The following is a 24,559-nucleotide window of genomic DNA, read 5'->3' as shown; positions in this document are numbered from 1 at the left end:
AAGTCGAAGGAGCGGGTGCGTTCGAGGCAGCGGCGGCGACGGCGTCCGAAGAAGCCGGAGCCGCACCCGCCTTCGCGGCCCGCTGCACCGTCGGCATGGCCGCCGCGCCCGCGCCCGCAGCCGAGGGGGGCTCCGGGCGTGCGCCAGGCGCGGCCCCCGTTCCCGTCCCCCGTCGTTGGACCGGGGCACTCCGCCCCGGCGTCCGGCCACCCGCGCGCCCCGCCGAGGCCGAGGCGGACGGCAGATCCGCCGCAGCCGGACCGGCCTCCGCCTCACCCTCCGCCTGCGGCCGGGCCGCCCGCAGCAGCAGCGGCCCACCGGGCGAGGCGGAACGCGCGGAGCCCGGGCGGGTCACGCCATGGATGAGGCCCACCGGGGCGGACGGCAGGACGGCATGGCCCAGTTCGCCGCCGAGGGCGGGGTTCTGCCACGAGGCGAGCTGGGACCGGAACCGCAGCCCGTCGCTCACCCCGATCGAGGACCGGGCGACGGTCACCGAGGGCGGGGCGACCCGACGCCACCCCCCGTCCCAGTCGGAGCCGCCGGAAGCGGAGCCAGTCGCAGCATCAGCCGCGACACCGGCCGCGACACCGGCCGCGGCATCAGCCGAGGCGACAGCCCCGGGACCGGCAGCCGGACCGGCAACCGCATCGGCGACACCGCCCCCCTGCCCGTCCGTCCGGCGGCGCAGCCAGTCCCCGAGCCCCACACGATCACCCGCCTTCGTTGACGCGGGTGTTGATCCGCGCTATCTCCCGTACCCACTGCTGACGTTCCGCGTGGGTGAGGTCGAGAATGTCCTCACGCTGCCAATGGAAGTGGTAGGCGACGTACGCGATCTCCTCCCGCAACCGGGGAAGCGCGTACGTCACGATTCCCCCAGGCGCCCACCCGAGAGGTCCACCTCGAACGAGCCGTGGCAGAGCGGGCAGGTCACCGCGGCGTGCGTGTGGCCCTCGCTGTTGATCCGGCGGTAGAAGTCCTGGAGGAACGCCACATCCGTGGCGTACATCCGCTCCACGATCCCGGCGTGCACGTCGGTGACCGTGCCGAGCTGGGTGATCACCTGGCTCAGCAGCACCACGGACAGGTACGCCGGGTTCTCCTTCACCCGCAGGTCGATCTGCGGGCGCAACTCGTCCCGGGCGGTCGCGAGCCGCATGGTGCCGTGCCGGTGCAGCTGGCCCTCGTCGTCGACGTACCCGCGGGGCAGCTCGAAGGCGAACTCCGTCTGCAGGGACTCCCGTTCGCGCCGGGGTGCGCGGGCGGGGGCCGCCGCCGCGGGCGCCGCGGCGGCCGGAGCCTCCTGGCGTGCGGCGGTCGCGGCGGCCAGGTTGTCGAGGGTCTCTTCGAGGCCGCTGCCCGGCGAGACGGTCCGGCGCCTCATTCGACCACGATCTCCTCGAAGGTGATGGTCACCGTCTCGGTCGCGGCGCTGGACTCGCCGGCCTTGAGCGAGGGGCCCTCCCACTTGGAGGCCCAGCCCTGCATGAGCTGGATGCGCCGGACGGTGGCACCGGTCGAGTCCTTGATCTCGATGGTGAGGTTCTGGCGCGCGGTGTCGACGGCTCCGTTGTTGAGCGTCTCCTTGATCCACGTGGTGAACTCGCTGCTCTGGTCGAGCCCGCGGGTGATCGTCACCTCGCCCGCCTGGCGCGCGCCCGGCTGCTTGCGGATGATCTGCTTGCCCTCGGCGGTCACCTGACGGACCTCGACGACTTCTTCCTCGACGGTCAGCCCGCTGATCTCCTGGATGGACTCCACGAGATAGCCGCCGAGCTGCACGCCGAAGACGTGGGTGGAAAGAGCGTCGCCCTCTGCCATGACTGTGTGTCACCTGTTCCGGTTGCGATGGTGCTGTGGGTGGTGGAAAGGGGCCGCGAGGGTCACTCGTCGACGAGGCTGGTGCTGTCGGAGAACTGCGAGAGCCGGAAGACCACGAACTCCGCAGGCTTCACCGGCGCGACGCCGATCTCGCAGACGACCTGGCCGAGGTCGATCGACTCCTGCGGGTTGTTGCTCCGGTCGCAGCGGACGTAGAACGCCTCCTCGGCCGTGCGGCCGAACAGCGCACCGCGTCGCCACTCCTCGGTGAGGAAGGCGGTGACGTTGCGCCGGATGCTCGACCAGAGGCGGTCGTCGTTCGGCTCGAAGACCACCCACTGGGTGCCCAGGAGGATGGACTCCTCCAGGTAGTTGAAGAGCCGGCGCACGTTGAGGTAGCGCCAGGCCGGGTCGGAGGAGAGGGTGCGGGCGCCCCAGATGCGGATGCCGCGGCCGGGGAAGGCGCGGACGCAGTTGACGCCGATCGGGTTCAGCAGGTCCTGCTCGCCCTTGCTGAGCCGGATCTCCAGGTCCACCGCACCGCGGATGACCTCGTTGGCGGGCGCCTTGTGGACTCCGCGTTCGCCGTCGCTGCGCGCCCAGACACCGGCCACGTGACCGCTCGGCGGGACCAGGGAGTTGCGGCCGGCCGCCGGGTCGAAGACCTTGACCCACGGGTAGTACAGGGTGGCGTAGCGCGAGTCGTAGCCGGCCTCGTCGTTGCGCCAGGTGCGGACCTGCTGGGCGTTCATGCCGGGCGGGGTGTCCAGGACGGCGACGCGGTCGCCCATCTGCTCGCAGTGCGAGATGACCGCGAGCTGCACGGTCTTGACGCCTTCGGCGTCGATGTCGCCGCGCTGGAAGGCGCTCATCAGGTCCGGGACGGCGACCATGGTGATCTCGTCGATCGATTCGAGGCCGCCGAACCCGGTGCGGGCGGCGGGGTCACCGACGTACTCGGACGCGTCGAGCCGCGCCACGCCGGAACCGGGGGTGCCGGTGGCGGGGGCGGAGGCGAGGGCGACGGTCTGCTTCTCGGGGCGGCTCTGGGCCGTGCCGGGCTGCTCGGTGACCTGGATGAGCTTGGACTCGCGGGCCTGGGTGACCAGGTAGCCCTTGACGTTCTTGCGGGTGGAGACGTCGTACGTCTCCACGACCTTGCCGGCCTGACGGACCAGCAGCCGGAAACGGTCCTCCGGGGGGCTGTCGCCCTCGGGGTCCGCGATCTCGACGGAGAGACCGTCGCTCGTACCGGACTTGGCGGAGACCAGGAAGCCGCCGAGCGCGACGGGCGCCGGGGCCTGGCCGACGGCACCGGGCGCCGCGGCCTCGGAGGAGCCCTGCGCGGGGCCGCCGATGCGCACGATGTAGGCCGCGCCGCCGCCGTTGGCGAAGAAGCCGTACACGGCGTGGGTGAGGTAGGTGTCGGCGGTGAAGGTGCCGAACGTCTGGACGTACTGGTCCCAGTTGGTCACCAGCGTCGGCTGGTGGAAGGGGCCCGTCTCGGCGAAGCCGACGAAGGCTGCGACCGCGGTGCCGACTCCCTCGATGGGCCGTGCTCCGGACTGCACCTCCTCCACGTATACACCGGGGGTGAGGTACGACGGCATGCTCGCTCCTTCGGGGTGGTCACTCGTTCACCGATCAGTCTTGCCCGGCTGCGGCGGCGCGGAGTAGGCCTCAAAGTCCTGGGCGCGGGGCAATGACGCTGCCTTCCCGGTCACCCCCGCTGCCGCGCATGCTGCCCTTGGCGGGCCGGCCGCGCCCCTCGCCCATTCGCGGCGGCGGGCGTATTCGGGAGGCCCGAGATGACGCGGAGGAGAACGGCGGGTCACGGAACTGTTTCCGCTCCCGCCATCGTTCCGGGGATTCGACGGAATTAGAGGTTCCGCTTCCCTGGGGGTATGTGTTCGGTATCTCTTTTTCTGGATGAACGCCGAACGGTAAAAAGCCGTACGGGGCCCACCGGCAATCGGGGTGGACTGACGGGATTCGGCCAGAATGCGCCCAGAACAGGTGGTCGTCCGGCCAGGTTCCGCCGACGGAAACGGGCGCCCGATGGTTCCGATCGGGCGCCCGATGTCTTCCCCCGAACCGTCAGGAGCGGCTCTGATCAGGCTCGTTCGTGATCCGGTCGGCCGCAACCGGATATTCTTCCGGGGTCGTCGGCGGCAGGGATGACCGAATTGGTCTAGACCTTTGGTGGATTCGGGAGGATGAATCCGCCATTGCTCGGCACGCCGGGTTTCCCCCGGGGCCGGGTATCTGCTGTTGTCGTCATGGATAGGTGGAGCACGGTGCCCGGCGCCGCTGTTTCCGCCGCGGATCTACCGTGCTTCTACCGACTACTTCTACCGACGTACTTCCACCGACGAGCTTCTACCGTGCGAGATCGCTGAGTACACCGCTGACGTTAATCACCTGATGGCAGCCCGAGGCCTGTGTTCCGGTCGCCGGAGTGCCGGGCTTGGCGCAGGTGACGGCAGCGGTGACCGTGGCGTTCTCCGGAACCTGAATGGGGGTGACCCAGTGATAGTCCTGATTGCGGAAGGTTTCCAGCGCGATGGTGGTGATCTTCCGCTCTCCGAAGGAGATGGTCAGCACTCCCTCGTCGCCCTGGAAGTTCGCCACCACGATGTCCGTGATGCCGAAGACCTTGCCCGCCGGCACCTTGTACGTCCCCACCCCTTCGATCCCGGCGTTGGTCTCCACGTCGATCGTCGCGGAGCTCTGCTCGGTGCCCCCGGCGCCCGTGCCGCCCGGCCCGGAGCCTGTGCCCGGTCCCGTACCGGAGCCGCCGGTGCCCCCGGGCGTGCCCGGCGCGTCCGGGCCGGTGCCCTGTCCCTGGCCTCCCGTCGGGTCGTCCGGGCCGCCCGGCGTGGGCGCGCCCTGCTGCTGCTCGCCGCGGGCGGCCTCCTCCTGCGCGGCCTCGGTCACCGCCTGCTTCGCGGTGCTCTTCACCGCCGGCCGGACCAGCGCGAACCAGGCCAGCAGCAGCGCCAGCAGCGCGGCCAGCAGGATCAGCAGCCACTTGGGCAGCACGGGCAGTTGGAGGAACTCACCGGGCACCGGCTCCGGACGTACGGCCTCCACGCCCCCGGTCTCCGGACGTACGGTCTCCGGACGTACGGTCTCCGGTCGTACGGCCTCGGGTCGTACGGTCTCGCCGCTGCCGGCGGCCACCGCGACCGGCGCCTCCACCGGCGCGACGACCTCGGCCGCCTCCACCTCGAACGGCCAGGTGACCGGCTCGCCGAACCAGATCAGCTTGGCCGCACGGACCTTGAGCCGGATCTCGGCCGACTCGCCCGGCTCCAGCCGCTTCTGACCCGGCGTGAAGCCCAGCCGCAGCTCCTCCCCGGCCTGCCTGCCGGTGAAGGCGACGTCGACCGGGGTGTTGCCCTTGTTCTGCACGGCGGTACGGAAGCGGGCGCCCAGCCAGCCCCGGCGGCGGCGCGGCTCCAGCTCGGTGCGCAGCTCGTGGAACGGCTCGACGGTGACCGTGCCCTCGGGCACCACCACCGACTCCGGGTGCTCCACGGGCAGGACGCGGACGGCCAGCGGGGTCTCGCCCGCCCTGACCTCGTGGGAGCGGGGAGGAGCGAAGGTGAGGGTCACCGTCTCGGAGGTGCCCGGGTAGAGCGACACGCGGGCCGGCTCGACGGTGCTCCACGCGGCGCAGTCGCCGACGACTTCGAGCGTGTAGGCCTCGACGATGTCACCGTCGTTGCGCACGGTCAGGGTCGTCGTCGCGGTACCGCCGGGCGACACCGTCACCGTGGGCATTTCGAGTTCGGCAGATGTGGTCACCCTGCGACCGTAAGCCGCCCCTGCGGCCGCGCAGCAGGGTCGCGAGGGCAACGAGCGGGCAGGGCCGGTGCCCCGAACGCACACCGCCCCGGTGGCCCCACGCCCCCGCCCCGCGCCCGCGCCCCCTGCCGAAGACCGGTGCGGTCGGGGCGGAGAGAAGGCATATCGGGCGGAAGTACCTGAGGAAGACGGCGCGGAACGATGACGATGACGACGGCAGACACGATGACGACGGCGGACGCGAAGAGCAGGGCCACGGCGGAGACGGCAGCCACCAGGAGCAGGACGGCTGAGCGCGCGCAGTACCGCAGGCCCGACGCGGACCGGCGGGCCGCCCGGACCACCCCCGGGGCGGGGACCGGCGGAAGGGTCACCGTGGCGGTGTACGCGGAGGACCTGATCCTCCAGACCGGCATGGTCCACCAGTTGCGGATGCGGCCGGAGATAGAACTGATACCGGAGGCCGAGGCGGACCAGGCCCAGGTCTCCCTGGTGGTGGTGGACATGGTGGACGACGCCACCGTCCAGCTCCTGCACCGCCTCCAGCGCAACACCTCCACCCGCACCGGGCTGGTCGTCGGCTTCTTCGAGTCGGGTGCGCTGCAGACGATGATCGAGTGCGGGGTCGCCGCCGTGCTGCGGCGCGGCGAGGCCGACCAGGACCGGCTGATCCATCTGGTCAAGGCGATGGCCAACGGCGAGGGCGTCCTCCCGGGCGACCTGCTGGGCAAGCTCCTGGACCATGTCAGCAGCCTCCAGCGGACGGTCCTGGACCCCCGCGGGCTCACCCTCTCCACCCTCACGGCGCGGGAGGCGGAGATGATCCGGCTGGTGTCGGAGGGCTTCGACACCTCGGAGATCGCGCAGAAGACCTCGTACTCCGAACGCACCGTCAAGAACGTGCTGCACGAGGTCGCGACCCGGCTCGAACTGCGCAACCGCGCCCACGCGGTGGGCTACGCGATGCGGCACGGGCTGATCTGAGAGCGGTCCACCGGACCTCCGGCGGGAGGGGGCGCGCCGCAAAGGGCAGCCGCTCCTTCCCCCGGTCCGGGTACTTGAGGCCTGTCTTCCTGCCCCGCGCGGGCGCGATGCTCGACGGTGGAGCGTCATCAACAGACTGTGAGGTGGGCCGTGACCGGCACTGCTGGCCCGGCGAAGCATTCCCGGTGGAGCCGACTGGCGGGCGCGGTGGTGCTGCTGGCGCCGCTGCTGGTGGTCGGTTCGGCCGCCACCCCGCACGGGACGGCCGACGCGGTCGCCGCGGCGGCGGAGGCCGACCCGGCGGAGGCCGGGCGGATCGCCTTCGCCGGTACGGAGCACCGCAGCCTCGGACAGGCCAACGGCGACAAGGCCACCGACCCCCTCTTCGGGGACGGGCCCACCCACTACGACCAGGACCCCTCCGCCCGCCGCGGGGTGCTCGTCTTCACCAGCCTCCGCGACAGCGTGCGGCCGCAGGTGTACGTGCGCGACGCGGACGGGACCGTACGCCGGCTCACCACCGACCGGGACGCGGCCAACCCCGAACTCTCCCCGGACGGGCGGACCGTCGTCTTCGACTCGGCCGAGCCCGGCCCCGACGACACCGTCCAGCGCGACCTGTGGTCGGTCGGCGTCGACGGCTCGGGTCTGCGGCGGCTGTCGGACACCCCCGACAACGAGGAGTCGCCGACCTTCTCCCCGGACGGCACCCGGATCGCGTACGCCTGCGACGGCGACGCCTCCCTGGGCTGGCAGATATACGAGCAGCCCTTCGCGGGCGGCGAGCGGACCCGGATCAGCGACGGCCCGCCCGGCGACGCCAAGGACCCGTCCTGGAACCCGGTGGACGACGCCACCCACCGCAGCCGGGTCGCGTACACCCACATCACCGACCCCGACCCGGAGAAGGGCTACCGGCTGCGGGTCACCGAAGGCATCGGCACCGACCGGCCGCTGCTGGCGGGCGGCCACGCGGAGTGGGGCAGCCACTCCGTCTCCTGGCTGCCGAACGGCGACGACGTCCTCTTCCTCAGCCCCTTCCACGTCTGCGGCTGCGACGACTTCGACCACGTCTACCGGGGCCCGGCCTTCTCCGAGCAGACGCCCGAGCAACTGGTCTCCGAGGACCGCGACGTCGAGTCCCCGACCTGGACCGGCAGCGACAGCGGGACGGGCGACGTCATCGTCTCCCGGATCACCGCCGCCCAGGCCAACACCGTCACGCTCCAGGACGTACGCCAGGACGGCTCGGACCCGCGCGACCTCAACTTCACCATCCTGAACGAGGACCCGGCCGCCCGCACCAACACCGACCCGGCGATCGACCCGCTCTTCAACCCGGCGGCCGGGTACGACCCGTGGACCGAGCGGCAGAACTACACCCCCGACGGCCGCCGCATCGTCGTGACCCGCTTCGAAGGCCCGCCCGAGGCACGCGTCCAGCGCATCTGGATGGTCGACGCCGACGGCACCAACCGCGCCGCCCTCCCGCTCGCCGGACGCGGTGAGCGCGACTGGGACACCGACCCCACCTTCTCGCCCGACGGCACCAAGCTGGCGTTCACCCGCACCTCGCCCGGCGGCGTGGGCGAGGCGGCCGGGCCGGGCCGCATCCTCATCGCCGACGTGGCCACCGGCGCGATCCTCGACGAGATCCGCCCGCCCGAGGGCCAGCAGCAGGGCGGCGACGCCCAGCCGACCTGGTCCTCCGACGGCGTCAACCTCGCCTTCACCCGTACGCAGGTGATCAACGGCAACGGCGGCAACAAGCACATCTGGACCGTGCCGGTGAACCGGCTCGACCAGCAGCGGGACCTCAGCGCCACCATCTGCCCCGGCGTCTGCGAAGTCATCGACGACAGCCCGGCGTTCTCCCCGGACGGTACGCGGGTGGCCTTCAACCGCAAGGACGGCGGCGGCCGGATCAACGAGCGGGCGGGCATCATCGTCAAGCCGTTGAGCGGCGGCGGCTGCCGGGTCGTGCTGCCCTCCTCCGAGCGGGACAACCCGCTCGGCTGCGAACTGCCGATCCCCGACACCACCGGGACCGGCCCCTTCCAGCCCCGTGACGTGGCCTGGTCGCCGGACGGCAGCCGGATCGCGCTGTCCTCGCGCCGGGAGCAGGCCGTCAACTCGATGGAGCAGCTCTCCGTCCTGGACCTCGCCTCTGGTGAGCTGACGCCCCTGGACAACGAGCACGCCGGACGGCAGAAGGAGCCCAGCTACCAGCAGTCGGTCGACCTCGCCGTGACGGCCCCGCCCACCGGGCCCGCCGTGGAGGTCGGCTCCTCGGTCGAGGTGAAGGTCACCGTCACCAACCACGGCCCCTCGCCCTCGCCCGGCACCGTCTTCACGGCCGACCCCCCGCCCGGCGTACGGCTGGAGGAGCTGACCACGCCCGCCGGGACCTGTGGAGCCGGCTCGCCCCAGTGCGCCCTGGGTGTCGTCCCGCCCGGCGCGAGCGTGGAGATCACCGCCAAGCTGACCGGCGTCACACGCGGCGACCAGCCGATCGGCTGGTCCGTCACCGGCACCGTGCTCGACCCGAACCCGACGGACAACGCCACCGGCACCCTCGTACCCGTCCAGGATCCGCCCCCGCCGAGCCCGACGCCCAAGCCTCCGACCCCGACCCCTCCCACGCCGACCCCTCCCACGCCTCCGACCCCCACCCCCGCGCCCCCGACCACCGCGCCCGCACCCCCTCCGCCCCCGGCCCCGCGCCCGCCCGCCCCGCGCCCCCCGGCCCCCCTGCCGCCCGCGCCCCTGGCCGGCCCCGGCGTCGTGGTGCGGGCCCAGCCCAGCCCCGGCTACGTCGGCGGCAAGGTCGTCGTCACGTACACCGTGCGCAACGGCCGCACCGCCACCGCCACCGGCCTCCGGCTCCAGCTCGGCCTGCCCAACACCATCCCGTCCGGCCCGCTCCCCGCAGGCTGCACGGCCGGACAGTGCACGCTGCCCGACCTGGGACCCGGCGCCTCCACCGTCGTCCGCGTCGTCCTCTCCCCGGACCGCGCGCTGCGCACGTCCATCACCGCGACGCTCACCACCACCGGCACGGACGCGAACCGGGGCGACAACCGCTCCCGCATCCCGCTGCGCATCCTCCAGCCCCGCATCATCGCGGTGCCCGCCATCGGCAAGCCCGGATTCGTCACCTCGGTGCGCGGCAAGGACTTCCCGCCCGGCGCGCCCGTGAAGCTCAGGTGGAAGCCGGGCATCACGGCGGCCGCCGCGCCGACCCTGCCCAACCCGGACGGCACGTTCATCGCCCAACTGCTCATCCTGGCCAAGGACCGGACCGGGCCGCGCACCATCACCGCCAGGGGCCCCGGCTTCTCCCCGGTCACCACCGACTTCCTCGTGGTGCTCGGCACCATCACCCCGCCGGACGAGGTGATCCGCCGATGATCCACGAAGTCGACGAAGGACTGAGGCTGTTGCTGGTCGACGCCGGACTCCAGGAGAGCGGGGTCGACCTGGTCTTCGACGCGCCGACGAAGGACTGGTCGGCCCGGCGCAACGCCCCCACCATCAGCGTCTTCCTGCACGGCATCCGCGAGGACGCCGGCAGGCGGCGCACCGGCACGGCCGAGGACCACGACGAGAACGGGATGGTCATCGGCTGGCGCACCCCGCCGCGCTGGTTCGAGCTGACCTACCTGGTCACCGCCTGGACCAACCGCCCGCAGGACGAACACCGCCTGCTCTCCGAGGTGTTGCGCTGCCTGATGCGGCACGACACGCTGCCCGCCCCGATGCTCACCGGCAGCCTCGCCGAGCTCGCCCTCACCGTGGAGCTGGAGGCGGCGGGCCCGCGCACCGACGGCCCCTCCGCCTCCGACGTGTGGTCGGCGCTCGGCGGTGAGCTGAAGGCCGCGATCGACCTGCGCGTCCTCGCCCCGCTCGCCGGCGAACGGGCCCCGGCCGGACCGCCGGTCACCGAGGGCCTCGTGATGAAGGCCGCCCCCGCCGTGGACGGCACGGCCACCGACGACCCGGGCCGCCGCCTGCGGTACGAGGGAGCGGCCGACCTGGACGCGGAGGGCTTCGCCGCGACACGGGAACGGCAACTGCCGCCCGGCCGGCGCAAGCGGGGGAGCGCGGCGCGATGACGGTGACCGTGCACGCTACGGAGAGCGCGCCGCCGATGGCGGACGTCGAGGTGCTGTGGGAGCGGCTGGGCCGCGTCGAGCAGCGGGTTCGGCACACGGTGGCGGCCCGCCGCGCCACCGACCCGGAGCCGGACGATCCGTACCGGGGGCAGTACCTCACCCCCGACGCGGTCGAACGCGTCCTGGAGTCGCGGGACGCGTTCGCGCCCGTACCTCCGTACGGTGATGAGCCACCGGCGTACGTCACGGAGCCGGGCTCCCGGCTCGGCGGGCTGGTCCGGAGCTTCGGTCTGGCGGAGCTGGACGTGGAGCTGCTGCTGGTCGCGATGGCGCCGGACATCGACGCCCGGTTCGAGCGCCTCTACGGCTACCTCAACGACGACCTGACCCGCCGCCGCCCTGCCATCGGCCTGGCCCTGGAGCTCTGCGGGCTGCCCGCGGCCGGCTCCGGACGCTTCCGGTTCCAGCCGTCCGCCCCGCTCGTCGCGGGTGGCCTCCTGGAGATCGGCGACCCCGAACGCCCCCTGCTCTCCCGGACCTTGCGGGTGCCCGACCGGATCACCGCCCACCTCCTCGGCGACGACGAACCGGACGGGAGGCTGCGCGGCCTGGTCCATGTGCCCGTCCCCGCAGCCGAGTCCGACGACCGCCCGGAGGCCCACCGCATCGCCGCCGCCCTCGCCACGGGCAGCGGCCTGGTGCACCTGCTCGACCGAGGCGGCGACCCCTCCGGGCTGGCCGTCCAGGCGCTCACCGCCACCGGACGCCGCCCCCTCGTGGTGGACATCGCGGTGCTCGCGGCGGCCGGCGACCGGGTGCCCGAGCTGGTACGGACCCTGGCCGCCGAGGCCCGCCTCGCCCACGGCGGTGTCGTGCTCGGCCCGTTGGAGGCGCTCGCCCCCGAACGGCCGGAGGGCGCAAGCCTGTTGGCCTCCCTCTGTACGGCGGTGAGCGGCACGCCCCTGATCGCGTACGGGAAGAAGAACTGGGACCCGCTCTGGACCCGGGACAGCCCGGTCCCGGTCGCCGTCCTGCCCCCGGGCCCGGCGGGCGCGGCCCGCCGCTGGCGCCAGGCGCTCGCGGAGGCGGCCCGAGCGGTGGGGCTGCCGGACGCGCCGGCACCGGCCGACGACGACCGGCTGATCGAGGCCACCGCCTCCTACCGCCTCGACTCCGACCAGCTACGGAAGGCCGCCACCGTCGCCTCCCGCCTCGCCGCCCAGGAGCAGCGCCCGGTCCACCCGGACGACCTGCGCACGGCGGTCCGTGCCCAGAACGGCGCCGGGCTGGAGCGGCTCGCCCGCCGCATCGAACCCGCCGTCGGCTGGGACGACCTGGTCCTGCCCCCGGCCACCCGCACCCAGCTCACCGAACTCGCCCTGCGCGCCCGCCACCGCGAACAGGTGCTCGGGCAGTGGGGGATGCGGCCGGGCGGTGGCCGGGGGCGCGGGGTCATCGCCCTGTTCGCGGGCGAGTCCGGCACCGGCAAGACCATGTCGGCCGAGGTGATCGCCCGCGAACTGGGCATGGAGCTCTACGTCGTGGACCTCTCCACCGTGGTGGACAAGTACATCGGCGAGACCGAGAAGAACCTGGAGCGGATCTTCGTCGAGGCCTCCGACGTCAACGGCATCCTGCTCTTCGACGAGGCCGACGCGATCTTCGGGAAGCGGTCGCAGGTCAAGGACGCCCATGACAAGCACGCCAACGTGGAGTCGGCGTACCTGCTCCAACGCATGGAGTCCTTCGACGGGATCGCCGTGCTCACCACCAACCTCCGCGCCAACCTGGACGAGGCGTTCACCCGTCGCCTGGACGTGATCGCGGAGTTCCCGATCCCGGACGCCGAGCAGCGCCTCGCCCTCTGGGACCGCTGCCTGGGCACCGCGATCCCGCGCGATCCGGCGCTGGACCTGGAGTTCTGCGCGGCCCGCTTCGAGCTGGCGGGCGGCTCGATCCGGGCCTGCGCGGTGACCGCCGCCTACCTCGCGGCGGAGTCGCGGGCGCCGCTGACCATGGACCAGCTCGTCACGGCGGTGCTCCAGGAGTACCGGAAGCTGGGGCGGCTGGTGCTGGAGAGCGAGTTCGGGCCGTGGCTGGCGAAGGAGCGGCGGGGGCGGTAGAGCGTACGCCGGGGGCGGTAGGGCATACGCCGGGGGCATGGGCAACAACCACCCTCACCGGCGGCGATGTGTGGGCGGACGCCATCGCCGTACGCCGTCCTCCGTTCCTAGTCTCGTCGCATTCGATGCGGCGGGGAGAGGACGGACGGATGAGTGTGGACAAGGTGGTCGCCGACCCGGCGGACGCGGTCGCGGACGTGGCGCCAGGGGCGTCACTGGCGGTCGGCGGATTCGGGCTCTGCGGCATCCCCGGCGTGCTGATCCACGCCCTGCTGGAGCGGGACGTCGGCGGGCTGCGGGTGGTGTCCAACAACTGCGGGGTGGACGACTGGGGCCTCGGCCTCCTGCTGCGGGCGGGGCTGATCTCGCGGATGACCAGCTCATACGTCGGCGAGAACAAGGAGTTCGCCCGGCAGTACCTCCACGGTGAGCTGGAGGTGGAGCTGGTCCCCCAGGGCACCCTCGCGGAACGGCTGCGGGCCGGCGGCTCGGGCATCCCCGCGTTCTACACCCCGGCCGGTGCGGGCACCTGGGTCGAGGAGGGCGGACTGCCCTGGCGGTACGGTGCCGACGGCTCGGTCACCGTCGCCTCACCGCCCAGGGAGACCCGGGTCTTCGACGGCCGCGACCACCTCCTGGAGGAGGGCATCACCACCGACTTCGCCCTGGTCAGGGCCGCCGTCGGTGACCGGCACGGCAACCTCCGCTTCCACTCCTCCGCCCGCAACTTCAACCCCCTGGCGGCGATGGCCGGACGCGTCACGATCGCGGAGGTGGAGAAGCTGGTCGAGCCCGGCGAACTCGCCCCCGACGACATCCACCTGCCCGGGATCTTCGTGCAGCGGGTCGTCCCCGTCGCCGCCGGTGACCCGCGCGCGGAGAAGCGCGTGGAGCGCCGCACCGTACACATGGAGGCCTGAGATGGCACGGACCCGTGAGCAGATGGCGGCCCGCGCCGCCCGGGAGCTGGCCGACGGCAGTTACGTCAACCTGGGCATCGGCCTGCCGACCCTGATCCCGAACTACCTGCCCGAGGGCGTGGAGGTGGTGATCCAGTCGGAGAACGGCCTGCTGGGCGTCGGCCCCTACCCGGAGGAGTCCGAGGTCGAGCCCGATCTGATCAACGCGGGCAAGGAGACCGTGACGTTGCGGCCCGGCGGCTCCTGCGTCGACTCCGCGCTCTCCTTCGCGATGATCAGGGGAGGCCACATCGACGTGGCGGTCCTGGGGGCCATGCAGGTCTCCGCCTCCGGGGACCTGGCGAACTGGGTGATCCCGGGCAAGGTGGTCAAGGGGATGGGCGGGGCCATGGACCTCGTCCACGGGGCCGGGCACGTCATCGTGGTGATGGAGCACACCGCGCGGGACGGTTCGCCGAAGCTGCTGGGGGAGTGCACGCTGCCGCTGACCGGCCGGGGCGTGGTGCACCAGGTCATCACGGATCTCGCGGTGCTGGACATCGCCGCCGAGGGGTTCGTGCTGCGGGAGGTGGCGGACGGGGTCACGGTGGACGAGGTCCGGGCCGCCACGGGCGCGGAGTTGACCGTACGGCTGGACGCGGGCGTGGAGCAGCGGGGCGTACGCGTGTAGCAGGGGGAAGCGCGCCGCCGCAACGGGTGGCGGCGCCTGGTTCCGGGCCGGGTTGTGGCGCGCACCGCCATTACCCGGCCCACCGCCCGCTTCCTACGGTGACGGACCTCGGGGGCTCTGCGGGACAGCGCCTCCGGGGCCACGGGATCACGGGCGATCCCGTGCCGCCGCGCCACGGGAGGTCACGTTGCCGTACGTCATGCCATCGCACCCGGCACCACCACGGAGAGGCGGCGGCCGCCGGAGCCGCTTCTTCGCCGCGCTCGCCGCCGCGGTCACACTCGCCACCGGAGCCGCGCTGCTCAGCCCCGCTACGGAGGCCCGCGCCGCCGCGCCGACCGCCGCCCCGAGGGCCGCCGCCGCGCTCGAACGGGTCGCGAACTTCGGCGCCAACCCCGGCGCCCTCACCATGTACGTCCACCGCCCCGCCGCGCTCCCCGCCGACGCCCCGGTCGTCGTCGCCCTGCACGGCTGCACCCAGAGCGCCCAGCTCTACGCCGACAACTCCGGCCTCAACACCTTCGCCGACCGGCACGGCTTCCTGGTCGTCTACGCCGAGACCACCACCGCCAACAACGCCAACAAGTGCTTCAACTGGTTCCAGCCGGGCGACACCCGGCGGGGCCAGGGCGAGGCCGCCTCGATCCGGCAGATGGTCGCCCACGCCACCGCCGCGTACGGCACCGACCCGGCCAAGGCCCACGTCACCGGCCTCTCGGCGGGCGGGGCGATGACCTCGGTGATGCTCGCCGCCTACCCGGAGGTGTTCGCCGCGGGCGCGGTGGTCGCCGGTATCCCGTACGGCTGCGGGGTCGACGTGGTCTCGGCGTTCAGCTGCATGAGCCCCGGCGCCGACCGCACCCCGGCCGCCTGGGCGCAGGCCGTACGCGACGCGCACCCCGGGTTCGCCGGACCCTGGCCGAGGGTCGCGATCTGGCACGGGGACAACGACGCGACCGTCGCCCCCCGGAACGCCGACGAGCTCCGGGACCAGTGGACGGCGGTCCACGGCCTCGGCCAGACCCCCTCCCGCACCTCCACGCTCGGCCCGAACAACACCCGCAGGAGCGAGTACGTCACGGCCGGCGGGCGGACCGCCGTCGAGGTGAACAAGGTGCCCGGCATCGGCCACGGCACCCCGGTCGCCCCGGGCACCGGCCCGCAGCAGTGCGGCGCCACCGGCACCCAGCACTTCATCGCGTCGATCTGCTCCAGCTACTGGATCACCGCATTCTTCGGCCTGGACGGGACGACGACCGAGCCGCCCACCGAGCCGCCGGTCGACCCGCCCACCGAGCCTCCCGTGGACCCGCCCACCGAGCCCGCCGCCTGCTGGACCGCCAGCAATTACGAGCACGTCCGCGCGGGCCGCGCCACCACCACCGGCGGCTACGCCTACGCGAAGGGCTCCGGCCAGAACCTCGGCCTCTACAACACCTTCGTGACCCGCACCCTCAAGGAATCCCCGGCGGGCCACTACACGATCGCCACCGGCTCCTGCCCCTGACCTGACCTGACCTGAAGGAGATTCTCCCGATGCCGCGCGCCCCCCGGAGACACCATCACCGCCGATGGCTCCGCCCCGCCGCCCTCGCCGCAGCCGCCCTGACCGCCTGGACCGCCGCCCCGGCCACCGCCGCCCCCCTGCCCCCGGACACCGCCCGACCTGCCCTCTGCTCCCGTACCGACACGCTCAAGGTCCCCGGAGCAGCTCACCAGCGAGCCGCCTGCCTCACCGAGTTGACCACCGCCGGAACCGTCGCCTCGGGCCACACCGACCCCGCCGACTGGGCGGGCCTCACCCCGGCCGGACTGGCGACCCCCACCGGCGTCCCCGGCATCCAGATCGACGGCTACTTCCCCGACACCTCCACCACCAACACCAACCACGGCTGGAACCACGACGCCCAGTTCGTCATCCGCCTCCCCGACCGCTGGAACGGCGGCCTGGTCGTCTCCGGCGCGCCGGGCGTGCGCGAGCAGTACGCCAACGACCGGGCCTTCGGGGACTGGGCGGTCTCGCAGGGCTACGCCTTCGCCGCCACCGACAAGGGCGCGACCGGCGCCGCCTTCCACCGCGACGGCGAGGCCCCCGGCGACGCCCTGGCCGAGGGCAACCACCGGGTCACCCAACTCACCCGGGCCGCCCGCCAGGTCGTCGCCCGCCGCTACCACCGCCCGCCCACCCGCACCCTGGCGATGGGCATGTCCAACGGCGGCTACCTGGTGCGCTGGCAGTTGGAGAACCACCCCGAGCTGTACAACGGCGGGGTGGACTGGGAAGGCACCCTCTGGCGCACCGAGGGCCCGAACCTCCTCACCTTCCTCCCGCTCGCCCTGCGCCATTACCCCTCGTACGCGGCCGGCGGCGCGGGCGCCGAGCAGGCCCACCGGGCGATGACGGACGCCGGTTTCCCGGCCGGTTCGGAGTTCCTCTGGCCCTTCCACCACCAGTACTACTGGGACCTCACCCAGCGGATCTACCGGGAGGAGCTGGACCCGGGGTTCGACGGGGCGACGGAGGCCGGGACACCGTTCTGCGCACCGGGAACCCCGGCCTGCGACGCCGATTACGTCTACGCCGAGCGGCCGGAGGAGGTCCACCAGGCCGTCGCGAAGATCGCCCTGACCGGCCGGATCGGCAAACCGCTGATCAGCTTCCACGGCACCTACGACGTCCTTCTGCCGATCTCCCGCAGCTCGGACGTCTACGCGCGGTTGGTGGAGCGGGAGGGCCGGGGCCACCTCCACCGGTACTACCGCGTCGAGGCGGGCACGCACGTGGACTCGCTCGCCGACGCCTTCCCGGGCCGGGTGCGCCCCCTGGTGCCGTGCCATCGCTCGGCGGCCACCGCCCTGGAGCGCTGGCTGGACCACGGCGTACGGCCCCCGTCGAGCCGCACGCTGAAGCTGCCGGCCGGGGCGGACGCCGGGAAGCTGCTCACGTACTGCCCCCTGCGCGGCTAGACAGTGGTGGCGGCCGCCATACCGGCCGCCACCACTGTGGCGATCCGCCCCATGGGATGTCCGGCCGGGTGTCTCTAGCGTTTCCGGCCATGACGAGCCAATTTCCCGCAGCGTCCGGCCCTCCCGCGCAGGGCCCCGGAGCCGTGGACCTCAGCGGGCGCACCGCCCTGGTCACCGGCGGCGGCAGCGGCATCGGACGGGCCACCGCCGAGGCGCTCGCCGCGGCCGGGGCCCTGGTGCACGTCGCCGACCGCGACGCCGACGCCGCCAAGGCCGTCGCCGCCGCGACCGGCGGGGTGGCCCATGTCGTGGACCTCGCCGACGCGGAGGCGGTCGGGGCGCTGCCGAGGGCCGTGGACATCCTGGTCAACAACGCCGGGCTCCAGCACGTGGCGCCCATCGAGGACTTCCCGGCCGAGCGGTTCGAGCTGATCCAGAAGGTGATGCTGACCGCCCCGTTCCACCTGATGCGGCACTGTCTCCCGCACATGTACGCCGGGGGGTGGGGCCGGCTGGTCAACGTGTCCAGCATGCACGGCCTGCGGGCCAGCCCCTTCAAGTCCGCGTACGTCGCCGCCAAGCACGGCCTGGAGGGGCTGAGCAAGGTGGCCGCCCTGGAGGGCGCCCCGCACGGGGTGACGAGCAACTGCGTCAACCCCGGGTACGTACGGACCCCCCTGGTCGAGGGCCAGATCGCCGCCCAGGCCGCCGCGCACGGCATCCCCCGGGACGAGGTCGTCGCCGACGTCCTGCTGGACCGGTCCGCGATCAAGCGGCTGATCGAGCCCGAGGAGGTCGCCGCCGTCTGCGTCTGGCTCTGCGGCCCGCACACCTCGTACATCACCGGCGCCTCGCTCCCCGTCGACGGAGGCTGGGGCGCCCGCTGAACCCCACACCCGGCAGCCACCCGAAGCCGGACGCACCACCCCGCTCCACCCGCACCCCCGTCCCTGCCCCACCTGCCAACGAAACACGGTGACTCACCATGGGTTCCCCAACCCCCGCCCAGCCCTCCGCCCCGGCGGCCCCGCCCGGCACCAGCCGCATCGGCCGGATCGTCGCGGCCAGCCTCGTCGGCACCACCATCGAGTGGTACGACTTCTTCCTCTACGGCTCGGCCGCCGCGCTCGTCTTCAACACGCTGTTCTTCCCCAGCAGCGACCCGCTCGTCGGCACGCTCCTGGCCTTCCTCACGTACGCGGTCGGCTTCGCCGCCCGGCCGCTCGGCGGCGTCGTCTTCGGCCACTACGGCGACAAGATCGGCCGCAAGAAGCTCCTGGTGATCAGCCTGCTCATGATGGGCGGCGCCACCTTCGCCATGGGCCTGCTGCCCACCCACGCCAGCATCGGCGTCTGGGCCCCGATCCTGCTCACCGTCCTGCGCCTGGTCCAGGGCTTCGCACTCGGCGGCGAGTGGGGCGGCGCCGTCCTGCTCGTCTCCGAGCACGGCGGCGACCAGCGGCGCGGCTTCTGGGCCTCCTGGCCGCAGGCAGGGGCCCCCGGCGGCAACCTGCTCGCCACCGGTGTCCTGGCGCTGCTCGCCGCCGTCCAGTCCGACGAGGCCTTCCTCGCCTGGGGCTGGCGCATCCCGTTCCTGCTCTCCGGCGTCCTCGTGATGCTCGGCCTGTGGATCCGGATCTCCGTCGAGGAGTCGCCGGTCTTCCTGGAGGCGCAGCAGAAGGCACAGGAGCAGGCCGCGGCGGGCGTCAAGGAACAGCCCCCGGTCGTCGAGGTGTTCCGCAAGAGCTGGCGCGAGGTGCTCCTCGCCATCGGCACCCGGTTCGGCGAGAACATCTCGTACTACATCCTCACCGCGTTCCTGCTGGTCTACGTGACCGTGCACCTGGAGATGTCCAAGAGCGACGCGCTGAACGCCGTACTGATCGGCTCGGCGGTCCACTTCGTCACCATCCCGCTGTGGGGCGCCCTCTCCGACCGGCTGGGCCGCCGCCCGGTCACGCTGATCGGCGCACTCGGCATGGCGGTCTGGGCCTTCGGCTTCTTCGCTCTCCTCGACACCAAGTCGTTCCCGGTGATCGTCCTCTCGGTCACCGTCGGCCTGCTGCTGCACGGGGCGATGTACGGGCCGCAGGCGGCCTTCATCTCGGAGATGTTCGACACGAAGGTCCGTTACTCCGGCGCTTCCATGGGCTCCCAGCTCGCCTCGATCATCGGCGGCGCGCTCGCTCCGCTGATCGCGGTCGAGCTGCTCAAGGACTACCGCTCGTCCGTCCCGATCTCGCTCTACCTCTGCTTCGCCGCGCTGGTCACGGCGGTGACGGTGTGGATCGCGAAGGAGACCCGGGGCCGCGACCTGGCCAAGGACGGCCTGGCGGAGTCGGTCCCGGCCGCGCCGGCCGCCACCGTCAAAAACTCGGTCCCGCTCGGCCGCTGACCTCGACCCCGCTCCCGCGCGCCCGGCTCCCCGGAGCGCGCGGGAGCGGCCGTCCCACCGGAAGGCGATCACCGTATGCTCACCGGCGTGACACCCCCCGCCCCCCAGCACGCCGCAGCGGCCCTGCGCCACCTCCTCGACCTGCTGGCCCAGGGCGCGGCGGCCGAGGAGTTCGACCGGCCCGCCGCCGGCGCACGGGAGGCGGGCGCCCCCGCCGCCGAACTGGCCGGGATCGCGGAGGCCACCACCGTGGCGCTGCGCATCCGGCGCACCCTCAGCCAGCACCGGGTCCGCGAGGCCCAGCTCACCGCCCTCTTCGACACGGCCAGCGACCTCGCGGCCCTGCGCGACCTGGACGCCGTCCTGCGGGCCATCGTCCACCGGGCCAAACTGCTGCTCGGCACCGACGTCACCTACCTCTCGCTCAACGACGACGCGGCGGGCGACACCTATATGCGGGTCACCGACGGCTCGGTGGCCGAGGCGTTCCAGCGGGTCAGGCTCGGCATGGGCGAGGGGCTCGGCGGACTCGTCGCGCAGACGGCCCGCCCGTACGCCACCGGCGACTACGCGGCCGATCCCCGCTTCCACCACACCACCACCATCGACAGCGCCGTCCTGGACGAGGGGCTGCGCGCCATCCTCGGCGTACCGCTGCGCCTGGGCAGCCGCATCATCGGCGTCCTGTACGCCGCCGACCGCGCCCCCCGCGAGTTCACCGCCGGGGAGGTGGCGCTGCTCTCCTCACTGGCCGACCACGCGGCGATCGCCATCGACGGGGCCCGGCTGCTGGAGGAGACCCGGGCCGCGCTCGTCGACCTCAACGCCGCCTCGGAGACCATCCGGACGCACAGCGAGGCGATGCGGCGGGCCGAGGAGGCCCACGACCAGCTCACCGACCTCGTCCTGCGCGGCGGCGGAGCCGACGACGTGGCCGCCGCCCTCGCCGACATCCTGGACGGCGGCATCCTCATCCATGACGCGGACGGCGCCGAACTCGCCCGCGCCCGCACCGGACCGCACCCCCCGCCGACCCCGGCGGTCGCCGCCTCCCGGGCCCGGGGCCGGGCCGTCCCGCTCAACGGCACCTGGGTCTGCGCGGTCCTCGCCGGGCCCGAACTCCTCGGCTCCATCGCGCTGACCGGCCGGGCGGGCCTCGCGGACGCCGACCGCCTCCTCTTCGAGCGGGCCAGCGTGGTCACCGCGCTCCTGATGCTGCTGCGCCGCTCGGTCGCCGAGACGGAGGACCGGGTACGGGGTGAGCTGCTCGGCGACCTGCTCTCCCGCACCGGCGACCCGGGCACCCTGACGGCCAGGGCCCGCCGCCTCGGCGTCGACCTGGGCCGCCTGCACAGCGTGTTCGTGGCCCACAGCGACGCGGCCCCCCGCCACCGCCTGCTGGCCGCCGCCGCGCGGAGCGCCCAGACCCGCAACGGCCTGGCCGGCCTCCACCACGACCACGTCGTCCTGGTCGCCCCCTCCGACACCCCGGGCCCCGACGCCCAGGCGCTCGCCGCCGAACTGGGCCAGGCGGCCGGCTGCCCGGTCACCGTCGGCGCGGCTGGCCCCGCCACCGGACCGGCCGAACTGCCCGACGCCCACAGCGAGGCGGACCGCTGCCTCTCCGCCCTGCGCACGCTCGGCCACACGGGGAGCGGCGGGGCCACGGCGGACCTGGGGTTCATCGGCGTACTCCTGGGCGACCAGGCGGATCTCGGCGGGTACGTCACCAGGACGCTCGGCCCCGTACTCGACTACGACACGGCGCGCGGAACGGACCTGGTCACCACCCTGGACGCGTACTTCGCCCAGGGAGCGAGCCTCACCCGCACCAAGACCCTGCTCCACGTCCACGTGAACACGGTGGTGCAGCGCCTGGAACGCATCGGCCGCCTCCTGGGCCCGGACTGGAACGAGCCACCGCGCGCGCTGGAGATCCAACTGGCGCTGCGCCTCCACCGGTTGACGCGGGGGCGGTGAGGGAGAAGACGGGGCCGCGTCCGCGAGGTGAACCCTCCCGGAGCAACCCGCCCTGAGTAAGCCACCCTCCCGGAGAATTTTGTCGTGACCCGACCAATCAATCCCGTGGTCGGCTCCGAATAGACCACATCAGCGACCGAACGAAGTTCCGGCCCCGCGCCGGAACTTCCGGAAGGGGATGTGTCTTCGTGATAGCCAGCCGTACCACCCGCCTCGCCGCCCTGCTCGTCCTGCCCGCCGCGCTCACCCTCGGGGTGGCCGCGCCCGCCCTGGCTCATGAGGGGCACCCCGCCGGGACCACCAAGGCGGTCGACGGCGACACGTACCAGATCGACCTGGAGCAGCTGAACGACTCCGGTGCCAGCGGCGCCGCCCTGGTCAGCCTGGAAGGCGACAAGCTGACCGTGAAGATCGACGCGCAGGGGCTGGTCCCCGGCCAGCCGCACGCCCAGCACATCCACGGCTCCACCGACGGCCACGACTTCCGCTGCCCGGACAAGAGCGCGGACAAGGACGGCGACGGCATCGTCACCACCGCCGAGGGCCTGCCGCAGTACGGAGACATCAACATCTCCCTGACCACCAAGGGCGACACCTCCAAGGACAGCGGCCTCGCGGTGGACCGGATGCCCGTCGCGGACAAGGACGGCAAGCTGACCTACTCCCGCACGATCACCGTCTCCCAGGACGTGGCGGACCACCTCAAGGACCTGCACATCGTGCAGCACGGCATCGACCGGAACAGCGACGGGAAGTACGACTTCGGCGCCGGCAAGAGCGAACTCGACCCGAAGCTGCCCCAGGAGGCCACCGCCCCCGCCAACTGCGGCATGGTCAAGGGCGCGGCCGTCGGCTCCATGCCGGTGGGCGGTGTCGAGACCGGCGGCGGGACCACCGAGGGCGTGGAGTCCCCGGGCATGCTCGCCGCCGGCGGCGCGGCCGTCCTCGCGGCCGGCGGACTGTTCGCCGTACGCCGCCGGACGCGGACCGCGGACGCCCGTCACGACGGCTGACCACCGGCTCCGCACCTGATCGACGACCCGTCACGGCCGAGCACAGGCGACAGGGAACAGGGAAAGGGAAAGGTGAAGCGATGGACAGGGCACCCGACGAGGAGCCGCCCCGCAGGCCGTCCTGGCGGCGTCGGGTCCCTCTCGCGGCCATCGCCGCGCTGCTCCTGACGGGCGGGCTGCTGCTGGCACTGGGAACCATCCGGCAGCAGCCCGCCCCGCCTCCCTCGGCCGGCAGGAGCGCCCCTCCTGCCGGCGCGTCCGCCGCCCCGCGCTCACCGGAACCCTCCGCCGAGCCGCGGGTGACCCCGTTGCCGCCCTCCCGGCCCGTCAGCATCACGATCCCGTCCCTCAAGGTCACCTCGGACCTCGAACAGCTCGGTCTGGGGAAGAACCGCGCGATGGAGACGCCGAAGGACCCGGCGAAGGCCGGGTGGTACCGACCCGGGACCACCCCCGGCGCGATCGGCCCCTCGGTGATCGCCGGACATGTCACCTGGGACGGAGTACCGGCCGTCTTCTTCGAGCTCACCGAACTCGAACCCGGTGACCGCATCGACGTCAGCCGCGAGGACGGCACGACGGCGGAGTTCACCGTCGACCGGACCGCCACGTACCCCAAGGACGACTTCCCCACGGTCGAGGTCTACCGCAACCTCGACCACGCCGGACTCCGCCTGATCACCTGCGGCGGCGCCTACTCCGAGAAGGACAGCCGCTACGCGGACAACGTCGTCGTCTACGCCAGCCTGACCGGCCACCGGGGCGTATGACCCGGTGGCCGGCTGCTCAGCGCTGCTGGTCGAGCGGAAGGGCGAGGTCGGTCACCTGCTGGCGCCGCGGGAACGCGCCGAGATCACGGGCGGCCCCGGTGAGCACGTCGACCGCGTACAGACGGGCGGCGCCGGCGGTGTTCAGGGCGGCGAATCCCTGGTTGGTGCCGTACTTGGGCGAGAAGTAGATGTCGAAGCCGGCGTCCGGGCCCGCGTCCACGCCGAGGTTCCCGGTCGGGGCGAGGGTGCCGGCGTTGGCGGGCGACTGCAGGGAGACGCGGTCGGCGAGGGTGTCGATGTCGAACAGCGTCGTCGCGGTCGCCGCGTTGAGGTCGTTGTTGGTGTACGCCGCTCCGGTCACGCCCATGGCGGTGGAGGGGGGCATGGTGGGGTTGGTGAGCGTGCCGTCGGCGGTGGTGCCGAGGGGAGCGGCGTTGTCGTCGAGGTTGTGCCGCAGGTTCTGCCCGGTGTTGCTGATGACGCGCAGCCGGTTCGCGGCGGGGTTGAAGTCGACGCCGAACTGCCTGCCGGAGAGGGCGACGGTGAGCTGGGAGACCTTCACGGCCTTGGCGTTGGTGGTGCCGAGCGTGTAGACGCCGCCCTTGTCGCCGACACCGTAGAGCTTCCCGTTCTGGACGCGGAAGTCGATGCCCACGACCTTGGTGTCCCCGCGCAGCCCGGACACCCTCCCGATCGCCTTGACCCCGGCGGGCCGGTCGACGGCGAACGCGACCAGCCGCTGGTCGGCGGTGAGCCCGATGGCGGTGAGCGCCTTGTGGCTCCGGTGGTCCGCGCGGGGTCCGCCGTGGCCGTCGGCGGACGCCAGGGCGGGCACGGAGAGGGCCGCGACCACGGCGACGGAGACAGCGACGACGGTTCTACGAGTACGCATGATGCTCCAGGGGAAGTCCGGTGTCCGGCACGGGATGCCGAGCGGTTTCCCTGCTGGTTCGGAGCCCGGACCCGCGCGGATGGGTCGTATGCCGAG

Annotated in this window: 19 protein-coding genes; 13 read left to right on the top strand and 6 right to left on the bottom strand. The window is 73.0% G+C overall.

Translation table 11 applies throughout. The annotated features are described in order from the left end of the window. Positions 1 to 713 precede the first annotated feature (713 nt). The 5 genes from ACFWRT_RS08180 to ACFWRT_RS08160 form a co-directional block, all read right to left on the bottom strand. Positions 714 to 872, bottom strand: coding sequence for a DUF6760 family protein (locus ACFWRT_RS08180; protein ID WP_018492281.1), 159 nt, complete (start codon positions 870 to 872; stop codon positions 714 to 716). Continuing rightward, positions 869 to 1,387: a hypothetical protein gene (locus ACFWRT_RS08175; RefSeq protein ID WP_380949952.1), complete on the bottom strand. Its 519-nt coding sequence runs from the start codon at positions 1,385 to 1,387 to the stop codon at positions 869 to 871. The genes ACFWRT_RS08180 and ACFWRT_RS08175 overlap by 4 nt, the downstream gene beginning before the upstream one ends. Next, positions 1,384 to 1,824, bottom strand: coding sequence for a phage tail protein (locus tag ACFWRT_RS08170; RefSeq protein WP_366387576.1), 441 nt, complete (start codon positions 1,822 to 1,824; stop codon positions 1,384 to 1,386). Before ACFWRT_RS08170 ends, ACFWRT_RS08175 begins: the two co-directional genes overlap by 4 nt. 62 nt (positions 1,825 to 1,886) lie before the next feature. After that, positions 1,887 to 3,434 carry a phage tail sheath family protein gene (locus tag ACFWRT_RS08165; protein WP_380949951.1) on the bottom strand — a complete coding sequence of 516 codons (1,548 nt, stop codon included), beginning with the start codon at positions 3,432 to 3,434 and terminating at the stop codon, positions 1,887 to 1,889. Between the two features lie 769 nt (positions 3,435 to 4,203). After that, on the bottom strand, positions 4,204 to 5,610 hold the full coding sequence (locus ACFWRT_RS08160) for a COG1470 family protein (protein WP_380950081.1): 1,407 nt from the start codon (positions 5,608 to 5,610) through the stop codon (positions 4,204 to 4,206). Between the two features lie 249 nt (positions 5,611 to 5,859). Between ACFWRT_RS08160 and ACFWRT_RS08155 the strand changes: the two genes are divergently transcribed. From ACFWRT_RS08155 to ACFWRT_RS08095, 13 genes are all read left to right on the top strand, one after another. Continuing rightward, positions 5,860 to 6,618, top strand: coding sequence for a helix-turn-helix transcriptional regulator (locus tag ACFWRT_RS08155; protein ID WP_380950080.1), 759 nt, complete (start codon positions 5,860 to 5,862; stop codon positions 6,616 to 6,618). 150 nt (positions 6,619 to 6,768) lie between these two features. Further along, positions 6,769 to 10,029 carry a hypothetical protein gene (locus ACFWRT_RS08150; RefSeq protein ID WP_380949950.1) on the top strand — a complete coding sequence of 1,087 codons (3,261 nt, stop codon included), beginning with the start codon at positions 6,769 to 6,771 and terminating at the stop codon, positions 10,027 to 10,029. Beyond that, the gene (locus ACFWRT_RS08145; RefSeq protein ID WP_380949949.1) at positions 10,026 to 10,733 is read left to right on the top strand and encodes a Pvc16 family protein; all 708 of its coding nucleotides are present in this window, start codon (positions 10,026 to 10,028) and stop codon (positions 10,731 to 10,733) included. The genes ACFWRT_RS08150 and ACFWRT_RS08145 overlap by 4 nt, the downstream gene beginning before the upstream one ends. Further along, complete coding sequence (locus tag ACFWRT_RS08140) at positions 10,730 to 12,856, top strand: ATP-binding protein (RefSeq protein WP_380949948.1); 2,127 nt, start codon at positions 10,730 to 10,732, stop codon at positions 12,854 to 12,856. The genes ACFWRT_RS08145 and ACFWRT_RS08140 overlap by 4 nt, the downstream gene beginning before the upstream one ends. A gap of 149 nt (positions 12,857 to 13,005) precedes the next feature. Next, positions 13,006 to 13,776: a CoA transferase subunit A gene (locus tag ACFWRT_RS08135; RefSeq protein ID WP_380949947.1), complete on the top strand. Its 771-nt coding sequence runs from the start codon at positions 13,006 to 13,008 to the stop codon at positions 13,774 to 13,776. Position 13,777: 1 nt separating this feature from the next. Next, entirely contained in the window at positions 13,778 to 14,446 is a 669-nt protein-coding gene (locus ACFWRT_RS08130; RefSeq protein ID WP_380949946.1) for a CoA transferase subunit B, read from the top strand. A 187-nt stretch (positions 14,447 to 14,633) separates the two neighbouring features. Continuing rightward, the gene (locus ACFWRT_RS08125; RefSeq protein ID WP_380949945.1) at positions 14,634 to 15,953 is read left to right on the top strand and encodes an extracellular catalytic domain type 1 short-chain-length polyhydroxyalkanoate depolymerase; all 1,320 of its coding nucleotides are present in this window, start codon (positions 14,634 to 14,636) and stop codon (positions 15,951 to 15,953) included. A gap of 29 nt (positions 15,954 to 15,982) precedes the next feature. Next, positions 15,983 to 17,413 (top strand): 3-hydroxybutyrate oligomer hydrolase family protein, encoded by a 1,431-nt coding sequence (locus tag ACFWRT_RS08120; protein WP_380949944.1) that lies wholly within the window; start codon positions 15,983 to 15,985, stop codon positions 17,411 to 17,413. Positions 17,414 to 17,502: 89 nt separating this feature from the next. Next, positions 17,503 to 18,300 carry a 3-hydroxybutyrate dehydrogenase gene (locus ACFWRT_RS08115; protein ID WP_380949943.1) on the top strand — a complete coding sequence of 266 codons (798 nt, stop codon included), beginning with the start codon at positions 17,503 to 17,505 and terminating at the stop codon, positions 18,298 to 18,300. A gap of 98 nt (positions 18,301 to 18,398) precedes the next feature. Beyond that, the gene (locus tag ACFWRT_RS08110; protein WP_380949942.1) at positions 18,399 to 19,808 is read left to right on the top strand and encodes an MFS transporter; all 1,410 of its coding nucleotides are present in this window, start codon (positions 18,399 to 18,401) and stop codon (positions 19,806 to 19,808) included. A gap of 75 nt (positions 19,809 to 19,883) precedes the next feature. Then, positions 19,884 to 21,788 (top strand): helix-turn-helix domain-containing protein, encoded by a 1,905-nt coding sequence (locus ACFWRT_RS08105; RefSeq protein WP_380949941.1) that lies wholly within the window; start codon positions 19,884 to 19,886, stop codon positions 21,786 to 21,788. A gap of 188 nt (positions 21,789 to 21,976) precedes the next feature. After that, positions 21,977 to 22,801, top strand: coding sequence for a hypothetical protein (locus tag ACFWRT_RS08100; RefSeq protein WP_380949940.1), 825 nt, complete (start codon positions 21,977 to 21,979; stop codon positions 22,799 to 22,801). Positions 22,802 to 22,881: 80 nt separating this feature from the next. Next, positions 22,882 to 23,571: a class F sortase gene (locus tag ACFWRT_RS08095; RefSeq protein ID WP_380949939.1), complete on the top strand. Its 690-nt coding sequence runs from the start codon at positions 22,882 to 22,884 to the stop codon at positions 23,569 to 23,571. A gap of 16 nt (positions 23,572 to 23,587) precedes the next feature. On the opposite strand, the gene ACFWRT_RS08090 is transcribed toward ACFWRT_RS08095, so the two are convergent. Beyond that, positions 23,588 to 24,463 carry a DUF4394 domain-containing protein gene (locus tag ACFWRT_RS08090; RefSeq protein ID WP_380949937.1) on the bottom strand — a complete coding sequence of 292 codons (876 nt, stop codon included), beginning with the start codon at positions 24,461 to 24,463 and terminating at the stop codon, positions 23,588 to 23,590. Positions 24,464 to 24,559 lie beyond the last annotated feature (96 nt).

Source organism: Streptomyces cyaneofuscatus (assembly GCF_042718795.1).
GTDB lineage: Bacteria > Actinomycetota > Actinomycetes > Streptomycetales > Streptomycetaceae > Streptomyces > Streptomyces cyaneofuscatus_A.
Note: the sequence above shows the minus strand (reverse complement) of the source record. Positions and strands in the feature narration are given on the sequence as shown.